This window comes from Sphingomonas sp. EU05-FHT14C10, assembly GCF_058790595.1.
The window spans coordinates 254,242-278,146 of sequence record NZ_JBYTEN010000002.1 but is presented as its reverse complement, the minus strand read 5'-3'; the positions used below and the strand labels follow the sequence as shown (position 1 = coordinate 278,146).

22 protein-coding genes are annotated in these 23,905 nt (G+C 66.9%); 12 read left to right on the top strand and 10 right to left on the bottom strand.

The annotated features are described in order from the left end of the window. The first annotated feature begins 19 nt into the window (after nt 1–19). The 3 genes from xth to AC3WT0_RS04065 all read left to right on the top strand — a co-directional run bounded on the left by xth (nt 20) and on the right by AC3WT0_RS04065 (nt 2,327). Complete coding sequence (gene xth / locus AC3WT0_RS04075; protein ID WP_492751678.1) at nt 20–796, top strand: exodeoxyribonuclease III; 777 nt, start codon at nt 20–22, stop codon at nt 794–796. Then, a complete protein-coding gene (locus tag AC3WT0_RS04070; RefSeq protein ID WP_492751677.1) occupies nt 793–1,554 on the top strand; it encodes a glutaminyl-peptide cyclotransferase in 762 nt (253 codons plus the stop codon). Before xth ends, AC3WT0_RS04070 begins: the two co-directional genes overlap by 4 nt. A gap of 344 nt (nt 1,555–1,898) precedes the next feature. After that, on the top strand, nt 1,899–2,327 hold the full coding sequence (locus AC3WT0_RS04065; protein WP_492751676.1) for a hypothetical protein: 429 nt from the start codon (nt 1,899–1,901) through the stop codon (nt 2,325–2,327). A gap of 133 nt (nt 2,328–2,460) precedes the next feature. Here the strand turns inward: AC3WT0_RS04065 and AC3WT0_RS04060 are convergent, their stop codons facing one another. The 5 genes from AC3WT0_RS04060 to lptF form a co-directional block, all read right to left on the bottom strand. Next, a complete protein-coding gene (locus AC3WT0_RS04060) occupies nt 2,461–3,615 on the bottom strand; it encodes an N-acetyltransferase (protein ID WP_492751675.1) in 1,155 nt (384 codons plus the stop codon). 150 nt (nt 3,616–3,765) lie between these two features. Next, nucleotides 3,766–4,536 (bottom strand): sterol desaturase family protein, encoded by a 771-nt coding sequence (locus AC3WT0_RS04055; protein WP_492751674.1) that lies wholly within the window; start codon nt 4,534–4,536, stop codon nt 3,766–3,768. A gap of 207 nt (nt 4,537–4,743) precedes the next feature. After that, nucleotides 4,744–6,249 (bottom strand): lipopolysaccharide biosynthesis protein, encoded by a 1,506-nt coding sequence (locus AC3WT0_RS04050; protein WP_492751673.1) that lies wholly within the window; start codon nt 6,247–6,249, stop codon nt 4,744–4,746. Next, the gene (lptG, locus tag AC3WT0_RS04045; protein WP_492751671.1) at nt 6,246–7,334 is read right to left on the bottom strand and encodes an LPS export ABC transporter permease LptG; all 1,089 of its coding nucleotides are present in this window, start codon (nt 7,332–7,334) and stop codon (nt 6,246–6,248) included. The genes AC3WT0_RS04050 and lptG overlap by 4 nt, the downstream gene beginning before the upstream one ends. Before the next feature lie 5 nt (nt 7,335–7,339). Then, on the bottom strand, nt 7,340–8,545 hold the full coding sequence (gene lptF, locus AC3WT0_RS04040) for an LPS export ABC transporter permease LptF (protein ID WP_492751669.1): 1,206 nt from the start codon (nt 8,543–8,545) through the stop codon (nt 7,340–7,342). A 122-nt stretch (nt 8,546–8,667) separates the two neighbouring features. On the opposite strand from lptF, the gene AC3WT0_RS04035 reads away from it, so the two are divergent. The 4 genes from AC3WT0_RS04035 (at nt 8,668) to AC3WT0_RS04020 (ending at nt 12,298) form a co-directional block, all read left to right on the top strand. Further along, nucleotides 8,668–9,180 carry a DUF2141 domain-containing protein gene (locus AC3WT0_RS04035; protein WP_492751668.1) on the top strand — a complete coding sequence of 171 codons (513 nt, stop codon included), beginning with the start codon at nt 8,668–8,670 and terminating at the stop codon, nt 9,178–9,180. A gap of 5 nt (nt 9,181–9,185) precedes the next feature. After that, entirely contained in the window at nt 9,186–10,148 is a 963-nt protein-coding gene (locus AC3WT0_RS04030) for a diacylglycerol/lipid kinase family protein (RefSeq protein ID WP_492751666.1), read from the top strand. Nucleotides 10,149–10,158: 10 nt separating this feature from the next. Further along, nucleotides 10,159–11,019, top strand: coding sequence for a hypothetical protein (locus AC3WT0_RS04025; protein WP_492751665.1), 861 nt, complete (start codon nt 10,159–10,161; stop codon nt 11,017–11,019). Between the two features lie 325 nt (nt 11,020–11,344). Next, nucleotides 11,345–12,298, top strand: a complete 954-nt coding sequence (locus AC3WT0_RS04020; protein ID WP_492751664.1) for a right-handed parallel beta-helix repeat-containing protein — start codon at nt 11,345–11,347, stop codon at nt 12,296–12,298. Between the two features lie 40 nt (nt 12,299–12,338). Here AC3WT0_RS04020 and AC3WT0_RS04015 read toward each other — a convergent pair whose 3' ends face one another. Continuing rightward, on the bottom strand, nt 12,339–13,997 hold the full coding sequence (locus AC3WT0_RS04015; RefSeq protein WP_492751857.1) for an alkaline phosphatase family protein: 1,659 nt from the start codon (nt 13,995–13,997) through the stop codon (nt 12,339–12,341). Nucleotides 13,998–14,083: 86 nt separating this feature from the next. Between AC3WT0_RS04015 and AC3WT0_RS04010 the strand changes: the two genes are divergently transcribed. Together AC3WT0_RS04010 and AC3WT0_RS04005 are read left to right on the top strand one after the other, a co-directional pair. After that, on the top strand, nt 14,084–16,150 hold the full coding sequence (locus AC3WT0_RS04010; protein WP_492751856.1) for a protein-disulfide reductase DsbD family protein: 2,067 nt from the start codon (nt 14,084–14,086) through the stop codon (nt 16,148–16,150). A 55-nt stretch (nt 16,151–16,205) separates the two neighbouring features. Beyond that, a complete protein-coding gene (locus AC3WT0_RS04005; protein WP_492751663.1) occupies nt 16,206–16,820 on the top strand; it encodes a thioredoxin family protein in 615 nt (204 codons plus the stop codon). A gap of 54 nt (nt 16,821–16,874) precedes the next feature. On the opposite strand, the gene AC3WT0_RS04000 is transcribed toward AC3WT0_RS04005, so the two are convergent. From AC3WT0_RS04000 to AC3WT0_RS03990, 3 genes are read right to left on the bottom strand one after another with little or no spacing between them, the layout of a single operon-like run. After that, the gene (locus AC3WT0_RS04000) at nt 16,875–17,726 is read right to left on the bottom strand and encodes a copper resistance protein NlpE N-terminal domain-containing protein (RefSeq protein ID WP_492751854.1); all 852 of its coding nucleotides are present in this window, start codon (nt 17,724–17,726) and stop codon (nt 16,875–16,877) included. Beyond that, nucleotides 17,713–19,353 (bottom strand): amidohydrolase, encoded by a 1,641-nt coding sequence (locus AC3WT0_RS03995; RefSeq protein WP_492751662.1) that lies wholly within the window; start codon nt 19,351–19,353, stop codon nt 17,713–17,715. The genes AC3WT0_RS04000 and AC3WT0_RS03995 overlap by 14 nt, the downstream gene beginning before the upstream one ends. Further along, entirely contained in the window at nt 19,350–20,255 is a 906-nt protein-coding gene (locus AC3WT0_RS03990; protein WP_492751853.1) for an NAD(P)-dependent oxidoreductase, read from the bottom strand. Before AC3WT0_RS03990 ends, AC3WT0_RS03995 begins: the two co-directional genes overlap by 4 nt. A 16-nt stretch (nt 20,256–20,271) precedes the next feature. Between AC3WT0_RS03990 and AC3WT0_RS03985 the strand changes: the two genes are divergently transcribed. From AC3WT0_RS03985 to AC3WT0_RS03975, 3 genes are all read left to right on the top strand, one after another. Continuing rightward, nucleotides 20,272–21,513, top strand: coding sequence for a threonine ammonia-lyase (locus AC3WT0_RS03985; protein ID WP_492751660.1), 1,242 nt, complete (start codon nt 20,272–20,274; stop codon nt 21,511–21,513). Nucleotides 21,514–21,640: 127 nt separating this feature from the next. Continuing rightward, nucleotides 21,641–22,426 carry an arginyltransferase gene (locus tag AC3WT0_RS03980; RefSeq protein ID WP_492751658.1) on the top strand — a complete coding sequence of 262 codons (786 nt, stop codon included), beginning with the start codon at nt 21,641–21,643 and terminating at the stop codon, nt 22,424–22,426. 123 nt (nt 22,427–22,549) lie between these two features. Next, nucleotides 22,550–23,077 (top strand): PEPxxWA-CTERM sorting domain-containing protein, encoded by a 528-nt coding sequence (locus tag AC3WT0_RS03975; RefSeq protein ID WP_492751657.1) that lies wholly within the window; start codon nt 22,550–22,552, stop codon nt 23,075–23,077. A gap of 21 nt (nt 23,078–23,098) precedes the next feature. On the opposite strand, the gene AC3WT0_RS03970 is transcribed toward AC3WT0_RS03975, so the two are convergent. Continuing rightward, a complete protein-coding gene (locus tag AC3WT0_RS03970; protein ID WP_492751656.1) occupies nt 23,099–23,845 on the bottom strand; it encodes a proteasome-type protease in 747 nt (248 codons plus the stop codon). Between the last annotated feature and the right edge of the window lie 60 nt (nt 23,846–23,905).

The window sequence follows — 23,905 nt, the reverse complement described above, 5'->3', positions numbered from 1 at the left end:
TCTCGGGCATGAGCGGGCGATGCTGATCGCGACCTATAATGTGAACGGGATCAAGGCGCGCCTGCCGCGGCTGATCGAGTATCTCGAGGAACGCAGGCCCGATGTCGTCTGTCTTCAAGAGCTGAAAAGCAGCGACGAGACCTTTCCCGAGGCCGATATCCGCGCCGCCGGCTATGGCGCGGTGTGGCATGGGCAGAAGGGGTTCAACGGCGTCGCGATCCTCGCGCGCGGGGCCGATCCGGTCGAGGCGGCGCGCGGGCTGCCCGGCGACGAGAGCGACGAGCAGAGCCGCTATATCCAGGCCGTCGTCGACGGCGTCACCATCGTCTGCATCTACCTGCCCAACGGCAATCCGCAGCCGGGGCCGAAATTCGATTACAAGCTCGGCTGGATGGAGCGGCTCTACGCGCATGCCGAGGCGCTGATGGCCACCGAGCAGCCGGTGGTGATCGCAGGCGACTATAACGTCATCCCCACTTCGACGCATGACGACACATTCTCCGTCCGGGCGATGGCGGACGATGCGCTGATGCAACCCGAAAGCCAGCAGGCCTTCCGCCGCCTGTTGTCGCGCGGCTGGACTGATGCGATCCGCGCGCGCCAGCCCGAAGGCGCCGCCTACACCTTCTGGGACTATCAGGCGGGGGCGTGGCAGCGCGACGCGGGCTTCCGCATCGATCATCTGCTGCTGAGCCCCGAGGCTGCGGACCGGCTGACCGATGCCGGGATCGACAAGGCCTATCGCGGGCGCGAGAAAGCAAGCGACCATACGCCGGTGTGGATCAGCCTGCGGTGAGGCTGCGTCTTCTGGCGTTTGCCGCCCTCGCTTTCGCCACGCCGATCGCTGCCGCGCTGCCGGTGCAGAAGGTCGATGTGGTCAACGCCTATCCGCATGATCGCCGCGCCTTCACCGAAGGCCTCTTCTTCCGCGACGGATTTTTCTACGAAAGCACCGGGCTGGAAGGGCGGTCGGAGATCCGGCAGGTGCGCATGGCCGACGGCAAGGTGATCCGATCGATCGCGCTGCCGCCGCGCCTGTTCGGCGAAGGCATTGTCGACTGGGACAACGAGCTGATCAGCCTGACCTGGCAGACGGGTGTGGGCTTCCGCTGGTCGCTCCCCGGCCTCGCGAAGCGCGGGGAGTTTCGCTACCCCGGCGAGGGGTGGGGGCTAACCAGATCGCCGCGCGAGATCGTGATGAGCGACGGCACGCCCTATCTCCGCTTCCTCGACCCCAGGACGCTCAAGGTCCGGCGGCGCGTGCAGGTGACGGCCGAGGGATCGCCGATCAAGAATATCAACGAGCTGGAGTGGGTGCGCGGCGAGATTTACGCGAACATCTGGTACACCAGCCTGATCGCGCGCATCGACCCCGCGACGGGCAAGGTGAAGGGGTGGATCGACATCACCCCGCTCGCCGAGAAGAATATGAGTTCGTCCGAAGCCGTGGCGAACGGCATCGCCTATGACGCGAAGCGCGGCCGCCTGTTCGTGACGGGCAAGAACTGGCCGATGCTCTACGAGGTTCGCCTCAAGCCGGCCGGGGCGCCATAGGCGGCGGGGCGGGCTTTTCCTCCATCATCGTCATTGCGAGCGCAGCGAAGCAATCCAGACGATGCCCGGCGCGAAGCTGGATTGCTTCGCTGCGCTCGCAATGACGAGGTGCGCAGCGTGACGATGGTTGCTGTAGGGAATGGCGGAAAAGCGCGATTTCCGTCCCTGGAAGTTGACAAAGTTGAGAGGCTGGAGCGGTTCTCTCAACGTCCGAGCGGCAGCGATGTCAAAGAGCGGAGCGGATTGGGCCGGACGCGAGCCTAGCATCGTGCGGCGGCTGTAGGACAGGTTTAGGTGATTGGGCCGCATTGCGATAGTCGCGGACCCGTGCTTGAAATGGGCTTATGTGGCCGTTCGCCAAATCTGTGATTTATGGATCGGTGGCGGGCGCCGCCCCAACGCTGTGGGTCGTTATTCTGTTGGCGGTCGGGCTGCAGTCATCTGGCGTGGACGGAAGGAGCGATTGGAGGGTGCTGCTTGTGTTCGCGGCCGTTCTACTCATTGTGTCGACCGTGCTTGTGCTTGGAGCAGCCCTTTTTATCGGGCTGCCGTTGACGTGGATACTGAGCCGGAAAAAGCGGGAATCCGCTGCCGCTTATATTGGCGCAGGAATTGTTGCCGGCTTTGCCATTCCGATCCTCATCTTCGTGCTGCCGAGAGGAGGCGAACCGGACAGTTATTGGTTGGCGCTGTTTGGGGCGTTGGGGGGCGGCGTAGCCGGCAGAACGTGGTGGGTCTCCGCGCGGGAGCCCAAGATCGATTATTCTCTTTAACGCGGGGATGGCTGGGGTGTGGCCAACCGCCCGATCGTCGCCGCAATGTAAGGCTAGCCCGGCCGGCAGACGGGCCGCTTGCACGCTCCCGCCTTCGCGGCGATGACGGGAGGGGCCGGGGCGCCCGTGCGCCCTACAGCGCCTTCTCGTAGATCACATATTCCTTGTTGATGTGGCTGTCGATCGCGTCGGCGATCGCGACCATTCCCTGATTGTCCTCGAGAATCCAGCCGATCTCGCCCCGCGTCGCGCCATAGTTGGCCACCGAGGCGCGGCGGATATTCTCGATCATCATGAAGGCGAGCTGGCTGGCGAGGCGCGAGGCCTGCAGGCGCTTGACCACGCCCATCAGCGGCACGCGCATCGTCTTCACCCGAGGCTTGCGCAGCCACAGCAGCAGCTTCGCCCAGCCGAAGGGCAGCAGCGAGCCGTTGAGCGGCTTCACCGGCTCGTTGAGGTCGGGAAGCGTCATCATGAAGGCGACGGGCTCGCCCTCGACCTCGGCGACCATGATCAGGTCCTCGAACACGATCGGCTTCAGCTTCTTGCCGGTGAAGGCGATCTCGCTGTCGGTGATCGGCACGAAGCCCCAATTGTCGCCCCAGGCATCGTTGAGGATGCCGAGGATGGTCGCGGCTTCCTGATCGAACTTCTTCTTGTCGACGGGGCGGATGCGGATGCGCGGGTTCTTCTCGCCGGCCGCGACGATGCGCTGGATGAGCGGCGGGAATTGCTTGCTGATGTCCAGCTCATAGGTGAACAGGCGCTTGGCGGTGGCGTAGCCCGCGCTTTCGATCCAGCCGCGATAGCGCGGATCGGCATGGCCCATCATCACCGTCGGCGGATGATCGAAGCCGTCGACGAGCAGGCCGGGCTCTTCCCAGATCGAAAGGCTGACGGGGCCGAGGACGCGCGTCATGCCCTTGCCGCGCAGCCACGCCTCGGCGGTCGCGATCAGCGCATGGGCATCGGCCTCGTTTTCGGCGTCGAGGAAGCCCCAGAAGCCGGTGCCGGGCCCCATGCCCTGTTCGGCGGGCTGGGCGAGCGCGAGCCTGTCGATATGCGCGGCGATGCGGCCGACCACGCGCCCGTCGCGACGGGCGAGGAAGAGCTGCACATCGGCATGTTCGAAGAAGGGATTCTTGCCCGGCGTGATGACCCCGATCGCCTCGCCGCGCAGCGGAGGCACCCAATTGGGATCGTTCGCATAATGGCTGAAGGCGAAATCGACGAAGGCGGCGCGGCCGGCCTTGTCGTCGGCGGGCGTGATGCTGAGCGGGCTGGTCATGCGCGGTGATATTCCGTTCTGGCGGCGACGTTCCATCGCGGTTCGGGCTGAGCCTGTCGAAGCCCTATCCTTCTTCGCCGGCGAAAAGGAAAGTGAAGGCTTCGACAGGCCCGGCTCGAACGGAGCGAACCCGGCCGCGAGGGCGAACCGTTATTTCTGGTTTTCGCGGTAGCGCGGGTGACCCGTGGCGACGCCGCCCGAGAGGCGCGCGACCTGCGGATAACGTTCCGCCACCTCGGTCGTGTAGCCGAGGTTGAAGACGGTCGGGCTCTTCTTCCGCTCGCCCGAGCGCGAATAATAAGTGCCGAACAGCTTGTCCCAGAAGAAGGTGGTGATGCCGTAATTGCCATCTTCGTCGTGGAAGTGGTGCATCATGTGATGCTGCTTCATCATCGCGATCCACTTGCTCTTCGGCTTGTACGAGAGATGCTGGATGCAGTGGCAGAACTCGTAGAAGCAGGTGGTGAGCATGCCCGTGGCCGTCGCGATCGCGGCGCCGCCGATCCCGCCGATCAGATAGCCGACAGGCGCCGTGACCAGCACGATCGTGGGCACGGTGGTGTGCAGCGCGCCGAACAGCACCTCGAGATGGTTCGGATCCTGATGATGATCATAGTGGATGCGCTTCCAGGTCGAGGCGAGCGCGGGCACCTTGAACATCCAGTTGCTGTGCAGGACGTAGCGGTGGATCAGATACCAGGCGAGCGGATAGGCCAGCATCGCGACGACGATCGACGCGACGGTCTGGAGCAGGCTCGCGGGATGCCACGCCCACAGGCCGATCGCGGCGATGGCGAGCAGGATATAGGCGATGATCGCGGGATACTGGAAATAGGCGATCCACAGTTCCCGCAAGGTCATGCGATCGAGATGGTGCGACTTCTTCCAGAAGCCAGCGCCCTGTGCGTCGACAGCTTTCACGATAATGTCCTCATATTCGATGCCGCCTCACTGGACAGGCAATGCGGCACTTTTGCGGCCTTGATCGGGATATGATGCCACAATCCGGGCAGGGCAAGCGGGGTGGGACGATTTGCCCATGTCCGTCATTGCGAGCGGAGCGAAGCAATCCAGTCCATACGCCCGGCATCGTACTGGATTGCTTCGCTCCGCTCGCAATGACGGGGGTCAGGCAAGCCGCAGGCGCTTGCCGACCTTGCCGAGCGCCAGCCGGTCCTCGCGGCCCAGCCCCATGCGCAGCCCGAACCACAAGGCGGGGAAGAAGGCGATCAGCAGCATCGTCGCGCGCACCGGCGCAGGCAAGGTGATGAAGCCGAGCGCGGCGAGGAACAGCACCGAAAGCACGCCCGCGCCCAGCGCGCGCCAGGTGCCGCGATCGAACACCCTGAGCCCGTCGCTGATCCTGAGCTCGAGGCTGGCCATCCAGGCGACGAGCACGGTGCCGATGCTGACCGCGATCGCCATGCCGACGGCGCCCTGGCCGGGGATCAGCCACCAGCCGACGAGCGCCCAGGCGGCGAAGCCCGCGACGGTGTTGACCAGCGGCAGCGCGCGGTGGCCGATCATCTCGATCACCGGAGTCGCGGGGCCGACGATCGTTTCCAGCCCGCGCCCGAAGACGAGGATGACGAGCAGCGGCAGCGCGGCCATCGCCTCGGGCGCGAACAGGCTCAATATGTCGCGCCCGATCAGGATGAGCAGCGCCGACAGGGGCACGACGACCGCGACCGAAAGCCGGGTGGCGAAGGCGTAGAGCGGCGCGATCCCGGCGCGGTCCGCCGCCGCCTGCGCCGAGGCGAGGGGGGCGAGCACATATTGGAACGCCTGGCGCACGATCAGCGGGATCGTACCGATCTTGCGCGCGATGCCGAACAGGCCGGCCGCAGTCGCGCCGCGCGCGCCGGGCAGCATCATGTTGAGGATGATCGGCGGCAGATCGATGAACAGCCGCCGCGCGATCGCGGTGGGCAGCAGCGCGAAGCCGGTGATCAGCAGCTCGCGGCGGAGCTTGGCGTCGGCCGGCGCGGTGAGCAGCAGCTTCGGATCATAATAGCGCGCCAGCAGCCGCATCGAGAGCAGGGCCGTGACGGTGAGCGAGGCGAGATGCGCGACGAGCAGGCCGAGGCTGTGCATCCCCGCGAAGAACAGGATCGTCGCGAAGATCAGGCGCGCCACCTGTTCCCAGAAGATGCGCAGGCGAATCTCCGGGCCGAAGGCGCGCTTGGCGCGCGCGGCCGATGTCGCGACCTCGACGAAGGTCCACAGCGGCAGCGCCCAGGCGAAAAGCGCGATCGCGGTTTCCAGCGTGTGGCGGTCCGCCGCATCGGCATGGATGAAAGGCGCGAGCTGGCCGGCGAAGATCGTCGCGAGCAGGGCGAGTCCGCAGGCGGGCAGCACCGAGACCATCAGCGAGAAGCGGACGGCGGCATGGGCCTGCTCGTTGCTCCATTGCGGCACGACGCGCTGCAGCGCCTGCGTCATCGACAGGTCGATGACATTCTCGATGATGTTCACCAGCGCCCAGAGCACCGTGTAGACGCCATAGGTCGCGATGCCGAACATCCACGTATAGGCGGGCTGCGAGACGACCTCGATCAGCGCACCCATGCGCGAGAGCGCGGCGAGGCCGGCGCCCTTGGCGACATCCTTGCGGGCGATATGGGGTTCGCTCATTCCTCGGTGCGGACGAGCACGGTCTCGCCGATCAGCAGGAAGAGCAGGAAAGGCGCCCAGGCGGCGAGCAGCGGCGGGTAAGCGCCAAGATTGCCCATGGCGAGCGCGAAATTGTCAGCGACGAAATAGGCGAAGCCCAGCATCATGCCGGTGACCGCACGGACGAACAGCTTGCCCGATCGTGCGAGGCCGAAGCCCGCGACCGCGCCGAGCAGCGGCATCAACACCGACGAGAGCGGACCGGATATCTTGTGCCACAATCCGGCCTCAAGCGAAGAGGTGGGACGCCCGGCCGCCTTGAGATCGTCGATCGCCGACTTGAGGCCGGCGAAGGACAGGCTGTCGGCATCGACATCGGCGAGGGTGAACTGATCGGGGCGCACGCCCTGTGCGACGCTGGTGGTGCCCAGATCGCTGACCGTCCCGCTTGCGACGTCGAAGCGGCTGGCCTCGGTCAGCTGCCAGGCGCCGCCGGCCGGCCGCGCATCCTTGCCCGACACGATGCTGCGCAGCACGCCGCCGTTACGGTCATAGACGGTGACTTCCTGCAGATGCGTCGCGCTGCCCCGGCCTGAGACGATGTCGGCGTGGATCAGGTCGTCGCCCTGCCGCGCCCATATGTTGGTGAGCACGCCTTCGCCTCGGGGCAGCGGCCCATAATCAACGCCCTGCCAGCGCGTCAGCGTCGCCGTGGCGCGCGAGACGATGCGATCGTTGAAGGTGAAGGAGACGGCAGCGACGCCAAGGCTCGCGACGATCAGCGGCGCGAGAATCTGGTGAGCGGACATGCCCGACGCCTTCATCGCGATGATCTCGCTATTCTGGTTGAGCGTGGTCAGCGTGATCAGCGTGCCGAGCAGCACCGAGAAAGGCAGGAAGCGCGCCACGATCTGCGGCGCGCGCAGGCTGGCATAGTACCAGAGCTGCGCCTCGCCATTGCCCTTGTAGGCAAGGATGTCGCCCGATTCGCCAAGCAGGTCGAGCGCGAGCAGGACGAGGACGAGCGCCGCCAGCACCGCGAAGGTGCGGGTGAGGAACAGGCGCCCCATGTAGAAAGTGGCGGTGCGGGAAGCGAAGAACTGCATCTGCGTCAGGCCGTTGCGGGGGTCTTGCGGCGGCCGATCTTCAGCCAGCGACGGACGGCGGCGCCGGCCTTGGCGAAGACGCGTTCGAGCGCGCCGATCGGCTGGCCGCCGGGGACGAAGGCGACCTGATAATACATCCACAGGATGATCGCGGCGAAGATGAGGAACGGTCCCCACAGCGCGACGATCGGGTCGATGCGGCCGAGCGAGCCCACGGCTTCGCCATATTCGTTGACCTTGTGATAAGTCACCACCATCACGATCGACAGGAAGACGCCGAGCGCCGACGCCGATCGCTTGGGCGGAATGGCGAGCGCGACCGCGAGGAGCGGCAACAGCAGCATCATCGCCACCTCGACGATGCGGAAATGGAAATTGGCGCGGCTTTCGTTGCGCGTCTCGACCGACGCTTCTGGCGCATGGCCGATGCGCGCGAGCTCCGGAATGGTCAGCTCGCGGTCGCCTTGCCCGCGTCTGCGGAATGCCTCGATCTTGGGCAGGTCGATCGGCAGGTCGTGCGAGGTGAAGCTCAGGATTCGGGGAGTCTTGAAGCCCGGCGCGTCGTGGACGAGCGTGCCGTTGGCAAGGCGCAGGATGATCGTGTCGGGATCGTCGGTGGCAAGGAAGCGACCATGCTCGGCAGTGACCGCCAGTTGCTTGCCGTCATTGCCCTTGGCGCGCACGAACACGCCGGTCAGCATCGTGCCGTTGTCGCGGCTCTGTTCGACACGCATCGTCATCTTGCTGCCCAGCTTGGCGAATTCGCCGACCTTGATCGACGCGCCGAGCGCGCCCGACCGCAGCTCGAACTGCAGCCCTTCATATTTGTAGCGGGCATAGGGCTGGATGAAGCCGACGATCGCGAGATTGACCAGCGCCAGCCCGATCGCGAAGAGATAGGGCACGCGGAGCAGCCGGTTGTAGCTGAGCCCCAGCGCGCGCATCACGTCCAGCTCCGACGACAGTGCGATCTGGCGGAAAGCCAGCAAAATGCCCAGCATCAGGCCGATCGGGATGCCGAGCGAAAGATATTCGGGGAGCAGATTGGCGAGCATTTTCCAGACGACGCTGACCGGCCCGCCTTCCTGCGCGACGAAATCGAACAGGCGGAGCATCTTTTCCAGAAGCAGCAGCATCGCCGACACGGTCAGCGTCCCCAAAAGGGGCAGCGCGATCAATCTGGCGAGGTAGCGGTCGGTCGCAGTCAGCATTTTCAGGATTTCGACGCCTCGCGACCATGTTTTGGCCGCAAACGCAGCCGATCTAGCACGGCATGGGGGCGCGTATAGCGCCGGGCCGTGGCTCGGCTATAGCTTCCAGGAGTCGCTTGGTCATGTCGAAATTCGCTATTGCCGCCGCATCGCTCGCGCTGACGCTCGCCGCGTCGGCCGCCGGCGCTTATGCGCGGCCCATCGGGCCGGACGCGGCGATCTGCGATCGCGGCGGTGAGCCGGCCGTGCTGGTGCGCGTCGACGGGTTCAAGCAGCGCTCGGGCGTGCTCCGCGTTCAGATTTATGGCGACAATCCGGCGGACTTCCTTGCCAAGGGCCGCAAGCTGAAGCGTATCGACCTGCCCGTCGCGTCGGGCGGACCGATGGAAGTGTGCGTCGGCCTGCCCAAGGCGGGTAATTATGCGGTGGCGGTGCGCCACGATCTCGACGGCGACGGCAAGTCGGGCTGGAGCGACGGCGGCGGTTTTTCCCGCAATCCGCACCTGACCATCTTCAGCTACAAGCCTGATTACAGGGACGTGGTGATCGCGGTGGGGCAGGATGCGCGCGCCGTGGATGTGGTTCTCAACTACAAGCAGGGCCTGTCGATCGGCCCCGTGAAGGGAAGCCGGTGAACTGAATGGTGAGCGTCGCGCTGCTGTCCAATCCGAAATCGACGGGCAACCGGGCGCTGCTGCCGCGCGTCCGCGCCTATTGCGCGAACCACCCCGATATTTTCCATTATGAAGTCGAGCATGTCGATCAGATCGCCGATGCGATGCGGTCGATCGCCTGCGTCAGCCCCAAGGTGCTCGTCGTCAACGGCGGCGACGGCACGGTGCAGGCGGCGCTGACCGAATTGCATCTGGGCGGTCATTTCGGCGACGCGCCGCCCCCGGTCGCGGTGCTGCCCAACGGCAAGACCAACCTGATCGCGCTCGATCTGGGCGCGCAGGGCGATCCGCTCGCAGCACTCGACCAGATCGTCGATATCGCCAAGTCCGACATGGCGCCGCACATCGTCCGCCGCGAGCTGATCGCGCTGACCGGCGGCAGCGAGGGCGCGAAGCCGGTGCTGGGCATGTTCCTTGGCGGCGCCGGGCTGGCCGACATCATCCTTTATTGCCGCAACAAGATCTATCCGCTCGGCCTGCCCAACAGCCTGAGCCATTTCATCGCCTTCCTGGCGGTGCTGGCGTCGCTGATCTTCGGCATCCGGGCGAGCTTCCTGCCGCCGCGGCCCAGCCCGGTCAGCGTCTCGCTGGTACGCGACAACGAGATTAGCGGGCGCTTCACGCTGCTGATCGTCACCACGCTCGAACGCATGCTGCTGGGCAGCAAGACCGAGCATGGCGGGCAGCTGAAGCTGATGGCGGTCGACCAGAGCCCGATCGCGCTTGCACGCGCGCTGCTCGCCAGCATCTTCGGCCGGCTGGGGCGGGACCGGATGCAGGGCGTGCATATCGAGCGCGGCGACCAGATCCAGATCGACGGCGAGCGTTCAAGCGTGATCCTCGACGGCGAGATTTTCGAGACGCGGACCGGCCGGCCGATCCTGCTGCAGAAGACCTCGCCGGTGCCCTTCCTGCGGCTTGCCGCCTGAGGATCGAGGCATGACCGGCGTCGCCGGGCTCTTCGCCGCCGAACTCGCCAAGCCTGTCGATCCGCGCGCGGCGGCCGCCGCCGCCGCGATCGCGGCGCCCTATGGCGAGGCGGCGCGTGCGGTGCTCTTCTATGGATCGGTGCTGCGCAGCACCGTCGTCGAAGGGCAGATGCTCGATTTCTACCTGATCGTCAGCGATTATGACGCGGCCTATGGTAAGGGATGGCTGGCGCGGGCCAATCGCCTGCTGCCGCCCAACGTCTTTCCCTTCGAGAAGGATGGCGTGGCTGCCAAATATGCGGTGCTGAGCGAGGCCGACCTGCACCGGCTGTGTGGGGTGGGGGCGGACAATGTCTCGGTCTGGGCGCGTTTCGCCCAGCCGATTCGCCTCGTCTGGCAAAGCGATATGGCGGCGGCCGCGCGCGTGATCGCGGCGGTGGCGCAGGCCCCGGCGACCCTGCTCGCGCACACCGCGCCGGTGGCGGGGGAAGATGTGCTCGATCGCTGGCGGCGCGGCTTCACCCTGACCTATGGCGCCGAGCTGCGTGCCGAGCGCGGCGATCGGCCGGGGTCGATCGTCGATTTCGCGCCCGACTGGTATCGCGCGCTGGGCGAGGTATTGGGCGAGGTTCCGCCGCTCCCCGATCTCGACGCGCGCTGGCGGCGGCTGACGCGGCGCGGCAAGCGGCTGACGCTGGCGCGGCTGGCCAAGGCGAGCTTCACCTTCGCCGGCGGCATCGACTATCTGGCCTGGAAGATCAGCCGCCATTCGGGCGCGCGGATCGAGATCAGGCCTTGGCAGCGGCGCTGGCCGATCCTGGGCGCCGCGGTGCTGCTGCCGAGGCTGCTGCGCTCGGGATCGGTGCGCTGACACGGGGGCGAACCCGATCGGGCAAAACCGGATCAAACCCCATAACGAGCGAAGGCCCCGGCATTGCTGCCGGGGCCTTCCGGTTTTCCGAGGCCGTTTCCGCGCGGTCGCAATCGCGGACGGTGCCCGGCGGACGACGGACGCGCCATGAAAGGCCGCCGATCGCCCGTACCCCATCCCCCTGATGCGCGCCTGATTGACACATCGGGCCGAGTCGCGATTGCAAAGAATCGACATTTCGGGGGCTTGTCCCGGAAAGGGACGGGCGCGCGTTAACCCCGTTCCGCACTCGACCCGCGCGTGCGCGCGTTCCAGCGTCGGCGCGATGATCGCGCATGCCGCCCGTATTTCGCTGGTCGCCCTGGGGGCCGTGACGGCCTTTCTCGCGTCGCCGCTGGTCGCGCAGCATGACGGACCGTTCCGTGTCGCGGAGAGCGGGCGCAGCTATCCAACGCTGGCCGAGGCGGTCGCAGCGATCGGCGGAGGCGAGGGGACGATCCTAATCGCGCCGGGCAGCTACCGGATGTGCGCGGTGCAGGAAGCGGGGCGTATCACCTATCGCGCTGCCGTGCCGGGCAAGGCGATCTTCGAGGGCGTGGCGTGCGAGGGCAAGGCGGTGCTGGTGCTGCGCGGGCGATCGGCGCGCGTCGAGGGTATCGTCTTCCGCGGGATCAGCGTCCCCGACGCGAATGGCGCGGGGATCAGGATCGAGAAGGGCGACCTTTCCGTTTCCAACGCGATGTTCCTCGACAGCGAGGAAGGGATTTTGTCGGCCGACGATCCCGGCGCGACGATCAGCATCGATCGATCGACCTTTGCGGGGCTGGGGCGCTGTGACCGGGGGCTGAGCTGTGCCCATTCCATCTATATCGGCCATTATGGCGCGCTGAGCGTCACCGCGTCGCGCTTCGAGCGGGGGCGGGGCGGCCATTATGTGAAGAGCCGCGCGCCGATCGTGGCGGTGAGCGATTCGAGTTTTGACGACAGCGCCGGGCGGACGACCAATTACATGATCGACCTGCCCGCCGGGGCGACGGGAACGATCGCGCGCAACGTCTTCGTCCAGGGGCGTGACAAGGAGAATTACTCCGCGCTGATCGCGGTGGCGGCGGAAGCGCGCGAGAACAGTTCGGCCGGGCTGACGATCACCGACAATGTCGCGACGATCGCGCCGGGGGTGGAGCGGCGCACGACCTTCATCGTCGACTGGAGCCACGAGGCGCTGAAGATCGGCGTCAACCGGCTGGGGCCGGGGATAGCGAGCTTCGCGACGCGCTGAGCACGCTCCACCCCGGCGGATGGAGCGTGCGATGCGGCGCTTATTGCGCCGGGCAGGTCGAGCCGGGGCCGGCGTCGAGATCGAGGCAGCGGCCGTCAATCTCGTTCGCGGGGACGGGCAGGCCGATCAGCGCGGCGAGGGTCGGCAGGATATCGACCGTCTCGATTGGGCCGGGCTGCTCGAAACCGGTCATGCCCTTGCGCCAGAAGGCGATGGGGACGCGGCGGTCATAATCCCAGACGCTGCCGTGAGTCGCGGTGCCGCCGATGCGCGGGGTCGCGATCGGCGTGACGAGCGGCTTGAGCATCACGACGAAATCGCCCGAGCGCCCGGCCTTGAAGGAGCCGCGCGCGCGATCGAGCAGGGTCCATAGCTCGGGATGGCCGGCGGGCGACTTGCCGGCGGCGATCTCGTCGGCGGTGAAGACGGCGGCGACCTGCGGATCGGCGCGATAGGCGGCGACGGCGGCGTCGAGCACGCGCTTGCGCTGGTCGCCGGTGATCGCCTTGTCGACATACATGTCACCAAAGGGGCCGTCGCCGAGCAGCACTGGGCCCGCGACACCGAGCTTCTCGCCGATCGCCTTGCCCATATTGGCGGGAAGCAGGCGCGGCTCGACGCGCACGGCGTCGGGCATCGCATGCTCGCGGTTGCGCTCGGGCACGTCGAGCCCGCCATGATCGGCGGTGAGCACGACGACATAGTCGACGCCCGTCGCATCGAGCCGGTCGAAGAAGGCGCCGAGATCCGAATCGAGCGTGGTGAGCTGGAGGCACATCTCGCTGCCTTCGGTGCCATAGGCATGGCCGACATAGTCGGTCGCCGACAGGCCGATCGAGATGATGTCGGGGGCCGGGCCCTTGCCCAGCTTCATGCTTTCGATGAGCGCCTCGGCGAGCGTGAGCGTCGCGGCGTCGAACTCGGGCGAGTAGCGGAAGGCGTTATAGTCGCCGGCCTTGCGGCCGAAGCGGCCGTCGCCGACGGTGAAATCGCCGATCTTGACCGGGATCGCCTTGGGCACGCAGGGCGCGGGGAGCGGCATCGCATCGCGCGGCTTGGCGATCGCGGCGGCGACGGCGGCGCGGACCTGCGCCACGACCGGATCGGCCTTCTGCCCGGCGGGGGCGATATAGTCCTTCGCGCGCGCATCCCAGTACCAGAGCTGGTCGACCTTGTGGCCGCCCATCATGATCGCCGCGCGATCCTTGCCCGCGACCGAGACGACGCGCGTCGCCGGATTGGCGGTCTTCATCCGCTCGCCGAGCGTGGGGACGAGGAGATGGACGTTGCTGGCCGTATAGTTGCTCGAATCGCTGCCGGGGAGCGTTTCGTCCTCGGCGCAGTAGATCATCTTGTCTGCGCGCTTTGCCGACTGATCGACCCAGCTGTTGGCGATGATCCCGGTGCGGCTCGGGTGGCTGCCGGTCAGGATCGTCGAATGGCCGGGGCAGGTTTCGGTCGCGGCGTGGGTCTGGTAGCCCGAAGGGAAGACCGCGCCCTGTTCGAGGCGCTTGAAGCCGCCGTCGAAGATGGTGCGATATTCGGCGAAGAGATTGGCCGAGAACTGGTCCACCGAAATCGCGACGATCAGCGTCGGGGCCTTGGCGGGAAAAGTGGCCTGGACGGCAGCGGCCTGAGGCGCGGGCGCCGCAGGCTGGGCAAGCGCAGTGGACGAAAGCGCGGCGAGGGCTGTAACCATCAGCGAGCGAAACACATATGTCTCCTTGTCGGCGGCCGCCCCCGTGCGGCAATGAGGATCAATCCCTTTCAGGACAGACGGTGCCGATGCAAGCCCAGCGTTACGTTATCATGGCAATCACGGCTTTGCTGTTGGCAATCATGCCGGCGACCGGCCGCGCGCAGGGCGGGGACGCGCCGCACATCACGCCGTCGTTGGTCGCAGAGAGCGACCGGCCGGCGGCGGGAAGCAGCGTCACGCTTGCGCTGGCGATGAAGCCGACGCCCGGCTGGCACGGCTATTGGAAGAATCCGGGCGACGCAGGCGTCGAGACGCGGCTGACATGGACGCTGCCCGCAGGCGTGACGGCCGGCGAGCTGCGCTATCCGGTGCCGGGCCAGCTGCTGCTCGCCGGGTTGATGCAATATGTCTATGAAGGCGACTATGCCCAGCTCGTCGAGCTGAAGATCCCGGCGGGGATCGCGCCGGGCACGAAGCTGCCCGTCAAGCTGCTCGCCGACTGGCTGGAATGCACCAGGGAAATCTGCGTGCCGGCGAAGGCGACGCTGTCGATCGACCTCGTGGTCGGCGACGGCGCGGTGGACCCCGCGCGGCGCGCGACGTTCGACGGCTGGCGCGCGAGGCTGCCGCGTCCGCTGGGGAGCGCCGCGCATTTCGAGCGTGTGGGAGACAAGCTGCGCATCGCGATCCCGCTGCCTGCGAGCGCGGCGGCGAAGGCCCCCTATTTCTATCCGCAGACGCTGGACGCGATCGACTATGCCGCGCCGCAAAGCGTTTCGCGGACGGGCGACATGCTGATCGTCGAGACCAAGGCGGCGGCGGGCGCGAAGAAGCCTGAGAGCATCGACGGCGTGCTGGCGATCGGGCCCAATGTCGGCCTTTCGCTCAACGCCACGCCCGGCGCGGTGCCGGCGGCGGGCGAAACGGCGGGGGCGGAGGGGAGCGCCGCGCCGCAGGGCATGGCCGCGACGATCCTGATCGCGCTGGGTGGCGCGATCCTCGGCGGGCTGGTGCTCAACATCATGCCCTGCGTCTTCCCGATCCTGAGCCTGAAGGCGCTGAGTCTTGCCAAGGCGGGGGTCGACGAACAGGCGGCGCGGCGCGAGGGGCTGGCCTATACCGCCGGGGTCATCCTCGTCTGCGTCGTGCTGGGCGGGATATTGCTGGCGCTGCGTGCCGGGGGCGTTGCGGCGGGCTGGGCCTTCCAGTTGCAGGATCCGCGCGTCATCACCGTGTTGCTGCTGCTGGTGACTGCGATCGCGCTCAATCTTGCCGGGCTGTTCGAGCTGGGCGTGATCAATGTCGGCGGCGGGCTGGCGGCGAAGAAGGGCGCGGCGGGGGCGTTCTGGACGGGCGCACTTGCGGCCTTCATCGCCACGCCTTGCACCGGGCCGTTCATGGGCGTGGCACTGGGCGCGGCGCTGGTGCTGCCCGCGGCGGCCGCGATCGCGATTTTCGCGGGGCTCGGGCTAGGGCTGGCGCTGCCGTTCCTGCTGCTCGGCTTCGTGCCCGCGCTGAGGCGGCTGCTGCCCAAGCCGGGGGCCTGGATGGACCTGTTCCGGCGCGTGCTGTCGGTGCCGATGTTCCTGACCTCGATCGGGCTTGCCTGGATTCTCGGGCGGCAGGCGGGGGTCAATGCGATGACGCTGGGCCTTGTCGCGGCGCTGATCCTCGCGCTCGGCCTGTGGTGGGCGGGGCGGCGGCAGATCGGCGGCAAGCCGCTGTGGCCGGTGCTGCTGCCCGCACTGGCGGCGGGGTTGGCGATCGCGGTGACGCTGCCGCGCGACGCGCCTGCCGCAGCGCAGGCCGCATCGGCCGACGGCCATGAGGCCTTCAGCGAGGAACGGCTTGCCGCGCTGCGCGCCGAAGGGCGGCCGGTCTTCGCCTATTTCACTGCCGACTGGTGCCTGTCGTGCAAGGTCAACGAGAAGGTCGCGATCGACAGCGCGACCGCCCGGCAGGCCTTTGCGGCGAAGAAAGTGGCGGTGCTCGTCGGCGACTGGACCGACGGCGACCCCAAGCTCGGCCGCTTCATCGAGGAGCATGGCCGCTCGGGCGTGCCGCTCTACCTCTATTACGCGCCCGGCGCGGCCGCGCCACAGGTGTTGCCACAGGTGCTGACGCCGGGATTGCTGGCGGGGCTGGCTTCCTGATCCTCTCGCGCGTTATGCTTGCTTGCGGAGGGGCGTGACATCGCAGGAGGAGACGATGGCAATGCGGATCGAGGCAGGTTTGGCGCTGGCGCTGCTGATGGCGGCACCGGTGCTGGCGCAGCAGGCGACGGGTGCGCCGGCGCGCGATTTCAAGCTGACCGACATGAACGGGCAGGTCGTCCAGCTTTCGCAATATAAGGGCAAAACGGTGGTTCTCGAGTGGAACAACCCCGGCTGCCCCTTCGTGAAGAAGCATTATGAGAGCGGCAACATGCAGAAGACGCAGGCCGCCGCGCAGCGCGACGGGGTGGTGTGGCTGACGATCAACTCAGGCGCGCCGGGCAAGCAGGGCTATATGACCGGCCCGCAGGCCAAGGCCTTCGTCGTCGCGCAGAAGGCGCAGCCGACTGACTATCTGCTCGACGTCAAAGGCGTGGTTGGCAAGACCTATGCCGCCAAGACGACGCCGCACATGTATGTGATCGCCCCTGACGGCAAGCTCGTCTATCAAGGCGGGATCGACGACAAGCCGACGGCCGACAAGGCGGATATCGCGACGGCGAACAATTATGTCCTCGCCGCGCTGGCCGACATGAAGGCGGGCAAGCCCGTCGCGGTCGCGGAATCGCGGCCCTATGGTTGCTCGGTCAAATATGCCGATGCGGATTGAGAGCTGAGGCGAAGGGCGGCGCGAACCGGCGTCGCCCTTCGATCAGGTCGCAGATCAGGGCTGGCGCGTCAGCGGATAGGCCTTGAGCGCGTCGTTGGGCTTGTTGTCGGTCGTGCGGAATACCCAGCTGTCGGCGCCGATACGCTCGATATACATGACGGGCGGGCCCTGCGTATCGGGCTGGAGGCGCAGCACCTTGCCGGCCGCATCGGTGACGCTGGCCAGCCCGTCCAGTGTGACGGTGCCCTTGCCGCGGAAATCCTGCACCAGCCGGTAGCGGCCTGCGCCGGGTTCACCCGCGAAGGTCAGCGTCACGTCGATGCCGTCGCAGTCGGCGCATGGAACGGTGCCGGCGATGGTCGCGCCATTGGCAGGCGCAGCGGCGGGATTGCGGCAGACCTCGATCACGCGGCGGATCGCGCGGCCCGTGGGCACCTCGACCGCGTCGCCGCCTGCCGAGACGCTGATCCGCCCGGCCGGCCCGGTCAGTATGTTGAGGAAGGGATCGGCGAGCGCGATGCGCGCATCGACCTTGCCGTCGACATTCTGGCCGGGGAAGGTCTGGCTCTGCCCGCCGCCCGCGTCGATCGTGACGGTCGAGCCCGGGCCGGGGCGCTGGACGATGATGGTCTGCGCCTTGGGATCGCAGCGTACCGCGAAATCGATCTGCGCGTCGGAGGGGCCGTATATCGCGACGGGCGCGACCGAATCGATCTTCATCGTCCAGGCGCCCGGAGGCGGCTCGCTGCTGTTGGTCAGATTGCCGCTGCCGTCGTCGAGGACGATGACGGTGTTGCCCATATCCTCGGCCGAGACATTGCCCGATCCGCGCACGCTGGGCTTTTCGCAGCCCGACAGCAGCGCGAACAGCGCGATGGCGACGAATGCGGCCTTATTTCCGAACATAGACACGCTTACCTCCAACCCAGGTCTCGCGGACCCTAAGCCTGCGCAGTTCGCCCGGCGGCAGTTCGAGCGGCTCGGCATCGAGCAGCAGGAAATCGGCGCGCATGCCGGGCGCGAGCCTGCCCAGCCGATCCTCGGCGAAGCCCGCATAGGCCGCCTCGGTCGTATAACCCGCGAAAGCGACTTCGCGGCTCACCCGTTCCTGCGGCTGCCAGCCGCCGATCGGTTCGCCGTCCTCGCCCTCGCGCGTGATCGCGGCAGCCATGCCGGGGAAGGGATCGGGCGATTCGACCGGAAAGTCCGACCCGAAGGCGAGGTGCGCGCCCGTCGCGCGGATCGATGCCCATGCATAGGCGCCGGCGAGCCGATCGGGCCCCAGCCGCGCTTCGGCCATCAGCCGGTCCGACGTTTCGTGGACAGGCTGCATCGAGGCGACGATGCCGTTCTTGCCGAAGCGCGCAATATCGACCGGATCGACGATCTGGGCATGTTCGATGCGCCAGCGCCGGTCGCCCTTGTAGGTTTCGGACAATTCCTCGATCGCGCCGAGCAGCTGGGCGTTGGCGGCGTCGCCGATCGCGTGGACCGCGACCTGGAAATTGTCCATCGCCGCGCGGCTCATCAGATTGCGCAGCTTTGCATCGTCCATGAAGCCGAGGCCGGTCTGCGTCGGCGCATCGGCATAGGGTTTCTTGAGCCATGCCCCGCGCGAGCCGAGCGCACCGTCCGCGAGCAGCTTCACGCCCGCCATGCGCAGATGATCGGCGTAGAGCCACGGCGTCGGGCCGGGGCCGCCGATCATCTGCATCGCGTCGACGCCGGCGGCGTAGGCGATGATCCGCATGTTCAGCTTGCCCTCGTCGCCCGCGCGGCGGAAGGTCATCCAGTCTTCCAGGCTGGTGCCCATATCCTCGGTGGTGGTGATGCCGAAGGACAGCAGGATCGCCTGCGCCTTGGCGAAGGCGAGATCGCGGTCGCGCGCATTGGGCGCGGGCAGGACCTTCTCGATCAGGGTCATCGCATTGTCGACGAATATGCCGGAGGGAAGCGTGCCGACCTTCTCGATCCGACCGCCTGCGGGCGTCGCCGTCCTGGCGGTGACGCCGGCCGCCTTGAGGGCGAGGCTGTTGGCCCAGCCGGCATGGCCGTCGACGCGCGCGAGCCACACCGGCTTGTCGGCGACGACCGCGTCGAGATCGGCGGCGGTGGGGAAGCGGCCGAGCTTCCACTTTTCCTGGTTCCAGCCGCTGCCCAATATCCACGAGCGGCCGGGGTTGGCGGCGGCATAGGCAGCGATCTTCGCCTTGGCCTCGTCGAGCGAACTGGTGTCGGACAGATCGAGCGTCAACGCCTGATAGCCGAGCGACATGACATGGCCGTGCGCGTCGATCAGCCCAGGGATCATCGTCCTGCCGCCGGCATCGAGCTTGAAATCGAGCTTCTCGGGGCGCTTCTCGCCGCGATCGAGCAGCCTGGCGACCTTGCCGTCTGAGGTCACGAGCAGGCCGCTGAACCGGACGATATGGCCGACCTCGTCAAGCGTCACGCCATCGACATTGTCGATCAGCCCGTCGGCGAGCGCGGGGGAGGCGAGCAGCGCGCATGCGGCCAGCAGCCAGGATTTCAACGCGGCAGCCTCCGCACCAGCGCGCTGGTATCCTGTCGGTTGCCGCCCATCGCCTGAATGTCGGCATAGAATTGATCGACCAGTGCGGCGACGGGGAGTGTCGCGCCGTTGGCGCGTGCCTCCTCGAAGGCGAGGCCGAGGTCCTTGCGCATCCAGTCGACCGCGAAGCCGAAGTCGAAACTGTCGTCGGCCATCGTCTTCCAGCGGTTGAGCATCTGCCAGCTCGACGCCGCGCCGCCCGAAACTGCCTCGAACACCTTGTCGAGATCGAGCTCGGCGGCCTGCGCGAAGCGAAGCGCCTCCGACAGGCCCTGAACAACGCCCGCGATCGCGATCTGGTTGACCATCTTGGTGGTCTGGCCCGCGCCCGCCGGGCCGACATGGACGATGCGGAGCGCATAGGCGCCGATCAGCGGCGTCGCGGCTGCCATCGCCGCCTCTGTCCCGCCGCACATGATCGAGAGCTTGCCATTTTCCGCGCCGGCCTGCCCACCCGAGACCGGAGCGTCGACGCAAAGCAGATCGCGCGACTTGGCCTCGACGGCGAGCTGGCGGGCGATTCGCGCCGAAACGGTGGTATGGTCGACGAAGACCGCGCCTTTCCTCATCGCGCCGAACGCGCCGTCGCGGCCAAGCGTGACCTGGGCAAGGTCATCGTCATTGCCGACGCAGGATATCACCGCGTCCGCACCCTCCGCCGCCTCGGCCGGCGTGGCGGCAGCCCGGCCGCCATGCGCCGCGACCCAGGCATCCGCCTTGGCGCGCGTGCGATTATAGACGATGAGGTCGTTGCCGGCGGCGGCCAGGTGGCGGGCCATGGGGGCGCCCATGACGCCGAGGCCGATGAATGCGATGCGAGCCATGGCGAGCGGGTTAACCTGTGTTTCCCCCGAGCGCCAGATGCGCTAGGCGCGCGGCATGGCTACCGCGGTAAAAACAGACTCGCCCCTTCCCGTCACGCTCGACGATGTCCGCGCGGCCGCCGCGCGCATTGAGGGCGCGGTGGTGCGCACGCCGACGTTCAGGAGCCAGACGCTCTCGAACCTGACCGGCGCCGAAGTGTGGGTGAAGTTCGAGAATCACCAGTTCACTGCCGCCTATAAGGAGCGCGGCGCGCTCAACACCCTGCTGCAGATGCCCGCCGAACAGCGCGCCAAGGGCGTGATCGCGGCATCGGCCGGCAATCATGCTCAGGGGCTTGCCTATCATGGCAACCGGCTGGGCATCCCCGTGACGATCGTGATGCCGCGCCCGACGCCGACGGTGAAGGTGACGCAGACCGAAAGCCACGGCGCGACCGTGATCCTCCACGGCGAGACGTTCGACGCCGCCAACGCCTATGCGCGCGAGCTGGAGGTCGAGCGCGGGCTGACCTATGTGCCGCCCTTCGATCATCCGCACATTATCGCGGGGCAGGGGACGGTCGCGCTCGAAATGCTCGAGGACGCGCCCGATCTCGACATGCTGATCATCCCGATCGGCGGCGGCGGCCTGTTTTCGGGCATGGGCACGGCGGCGCGCGGACTGAAGCCCGATATCGGGCTGGTCGGCGTCCAGGCCGAGCTTTACCCGTCCATGTATGCGCGGCTGAAGCAGATCGAGCTGCCCTGCGAGGGCGACACGCTGGCCGAAGGCATAGCGGTGAAGCAGCCGGGGGCGATCACCTCGCAGTTCGTTGGGCGTTTGGCCGACGACATCGTGCTGGTCGGCGAGCGGCATCTGGAAAAGGCGGTCGCGCTGCTGCTGCAGATCGAGAAGACCGTGGTCGAAGGCGCGGGCGCGGCGGGGCTTGCCGCGCTGCTCGCGCATCCCGAGCGGTTCGTCGGGCGCAAGGTCGGCATCGTGCTGTGCGGCGGCAATATCGATACGCGGCTGCTCGCCAACGTGCTGCTGCGCGATCTCGCCCGATCGGGCCGGCTGGCGCGCCTGCGCGTCCGCCTGCAGGACCGGCCGGGCGCGCTCTATCATGTTGCGCGCATCTTCCACGAGCAGCAGGTGAACATCATCGAGGTCTATCACCAGCGCGTCTTCACCACGCTGCCGGCAAAGGGCCTGATCACCGACATCGAATGCGAGACGCGCGACCGCGAGCATCTCAATCGACTGATCGATGCGCTACGCGATTCGGGCTATGAAGTGAGCCTTGTCGAGCTGGCCTAGGGGCGGCGGAGGGCGGGTAACCGCGCCTCTTAACCTCCTTTGATGGTAAACCCGCTTTTCGTCCTTGAAAGCCGCGCGCATAGGGAGTCATCTTCCTGTTGAGCGACATTCGGGGCTTTGACGTCAGGTGACCGCGCCGTTTCGATTTCCACGCTTCTTCGTGACGAGCCCTGCGCCGTGCCCCTATCTGCCGGGGCGCAACGAGCGCAAGGTTTTCACGGAGCTGAGCGGGCCGCATGCCTCGGAGCTCAACGACGCGCTGGGGCGCATCGGATTCCGCCGCAGCCAGAGCGTCGCCTATCGCCCGAGCTGCGTCGATTGCCAGGCCTGCGTCTCGGTGCGCGTGGTGGCCAACCAGTTCCGCGCCAATGCGACGCAGCGCAAGCTGCTCCGCCGCCACGCCGATCTCGAGGTCGCGGCCTGCCGGCCCTGGTCGACCGAAGAGCAGTTCGCGCTGCTCCGCCGCTATCTCGATGCGCGGCACCCGGGTGGCGGCATGGCCGGCATGGACGAGATGGATTATGCCGACATGGTCGAGCAGACGCCGGTCAGCAGCTATGTGATGGAATATCGCGAGCCGGCGGAAAACGGGCGGCAGGGCCGGCTGGTCGGCGCCTGCCTCACCGATCATCAGGGCGACGGGCTGTCGATGATCTACAGCTTCTTCGAGCCTGACGCCGATGTGCGCCCCGGCATGGGCAACCTGATCATCATGGATCACATCTTCCGCGCGCGGCGTGCGGGGTTGCCCTATGTCTATCTCGGCTATTGGGTCGATGGCTCGCCGCGCATGGCCTACAAGACGCGCTTCCAGCCGATCGAGCGACTGAACGCCGGCGGATGGGAACGCTTCACGCCGCCCGAGGCGCAGGAAAAGGACGGGGTCGCGCTCGCCGCAAGCAGCGTCGGCTGAACGGCCCGAGCCGAAATCGATCAGCGCCGCCAGAGACTTGTCCGAAATGGAGATAGGGCGCTGGAGTCTCCGGACAGTAATGACGTCATGACATCATTCTCTTCGGAACAGGGGAGAGGCAAGGTGCGATTCGCATTTACTGTGTTTGCCGCCGGCGTAGTTGCGACTTCCTCACCGGCTGGTGCGGCAGCAACTATTCTGACCCTTTACGATAATACGCCGACGTTGTTGGGCGGCGTCGTGGAAATGGGGACGCCCAATTATAGACCAGGCAAGAATGTCCGACTGCTCTCGTTCGATTATACTGCCATTATCGATGGACGCATGAGCATTGGATATTTCTTCTGGCAGCCGCAGCCCGGCGAAACGGTGCAGGCAGCACAAACCTATCATTTCGAACCCAATCTCGCAGTGTGGAATTGGGATTACGGCTATTGGGTGCTCGGTATTTGGCAGCTTGCGACGCCGAACCCCGCGATCCCCGACGCGTGGGTTCCAGTTTCGGGTTATTACAGCAATATCGTGATTTCGATGGAGGATGGCTATGCCGCCGTGCCCGAGCCCGCGACCTGGGCGATGATGATCGGTGGGTTTGGGTTAGCTGGCGCTGCGATGCGGCGGCGTGTGAAGGTCAAGGTGGCATGGGTCTGACCCGCGCGCGGTGCGCCCGCCTCAGCCCCTCATGAAAGGCGGGTCGGGGATCGCGTCGCGGGCTTCGTTGAGCAGTTCGCCCCAGCGGTGCGAAAGCAGGTTGTAATAATCGTCGTCCTCCTCGATCCGGCGCTTCACCACGGGGCGGGCGCGATCGGCGGGGATGGCGACGAGATCGAGCGGACGGCCGACCGACAGGTTTGAGCGCATCGCGGCGTCGAAGGAGATGAGGCCGATCTTCACCGCCTCGTCCAGCGGCGTATTCCAGTCGAGCGCGCGATCGAGCATCGGCTTGCCATATTTGCGCTCGCCGATCTGGAGGAAGGGGCTGTCGGCGCTGTACTCGATGAAATTCCCCTCGCCATAGACGAGGTAAAGGCCGAGCGGCGCATTGCCGATACGGCCGCCGAGGAGCAGCGTGACATCGGCGTTGATCCCGGTGCCCTCGAGCGTCAGGTCGATGGGCTTGCGCGCGAGCGAGACGGCTTCGCCGACAAGCTGGGCGGCGCGGAAGAGGGTCGGCACGGTGGCAAGTGTGCGCGGGCACTCGTCGGGATGTTCGGGCGCCAGCCCTTCGTCGAGCAAGGCCAGCATGGCCTGCGTGACCGAGAGGCTGCCCGCCGCGGCCAGCACGATCAGCCGATCCTCGCCTTCCGCCACGACATGCAGCTTGCGATAGGTGGAGATATTGTCGACGCCCGCATTGGTGCGCGTATCGGCGATCATCACCAGCCCGGAGGCAGGGCGCAGTCCGACGCAATAGGTCATTGGCTTTCCCCGATTATGGACGGCTGCCCGATCACGGGCCGTCTATAGCGAAGCGTTCGC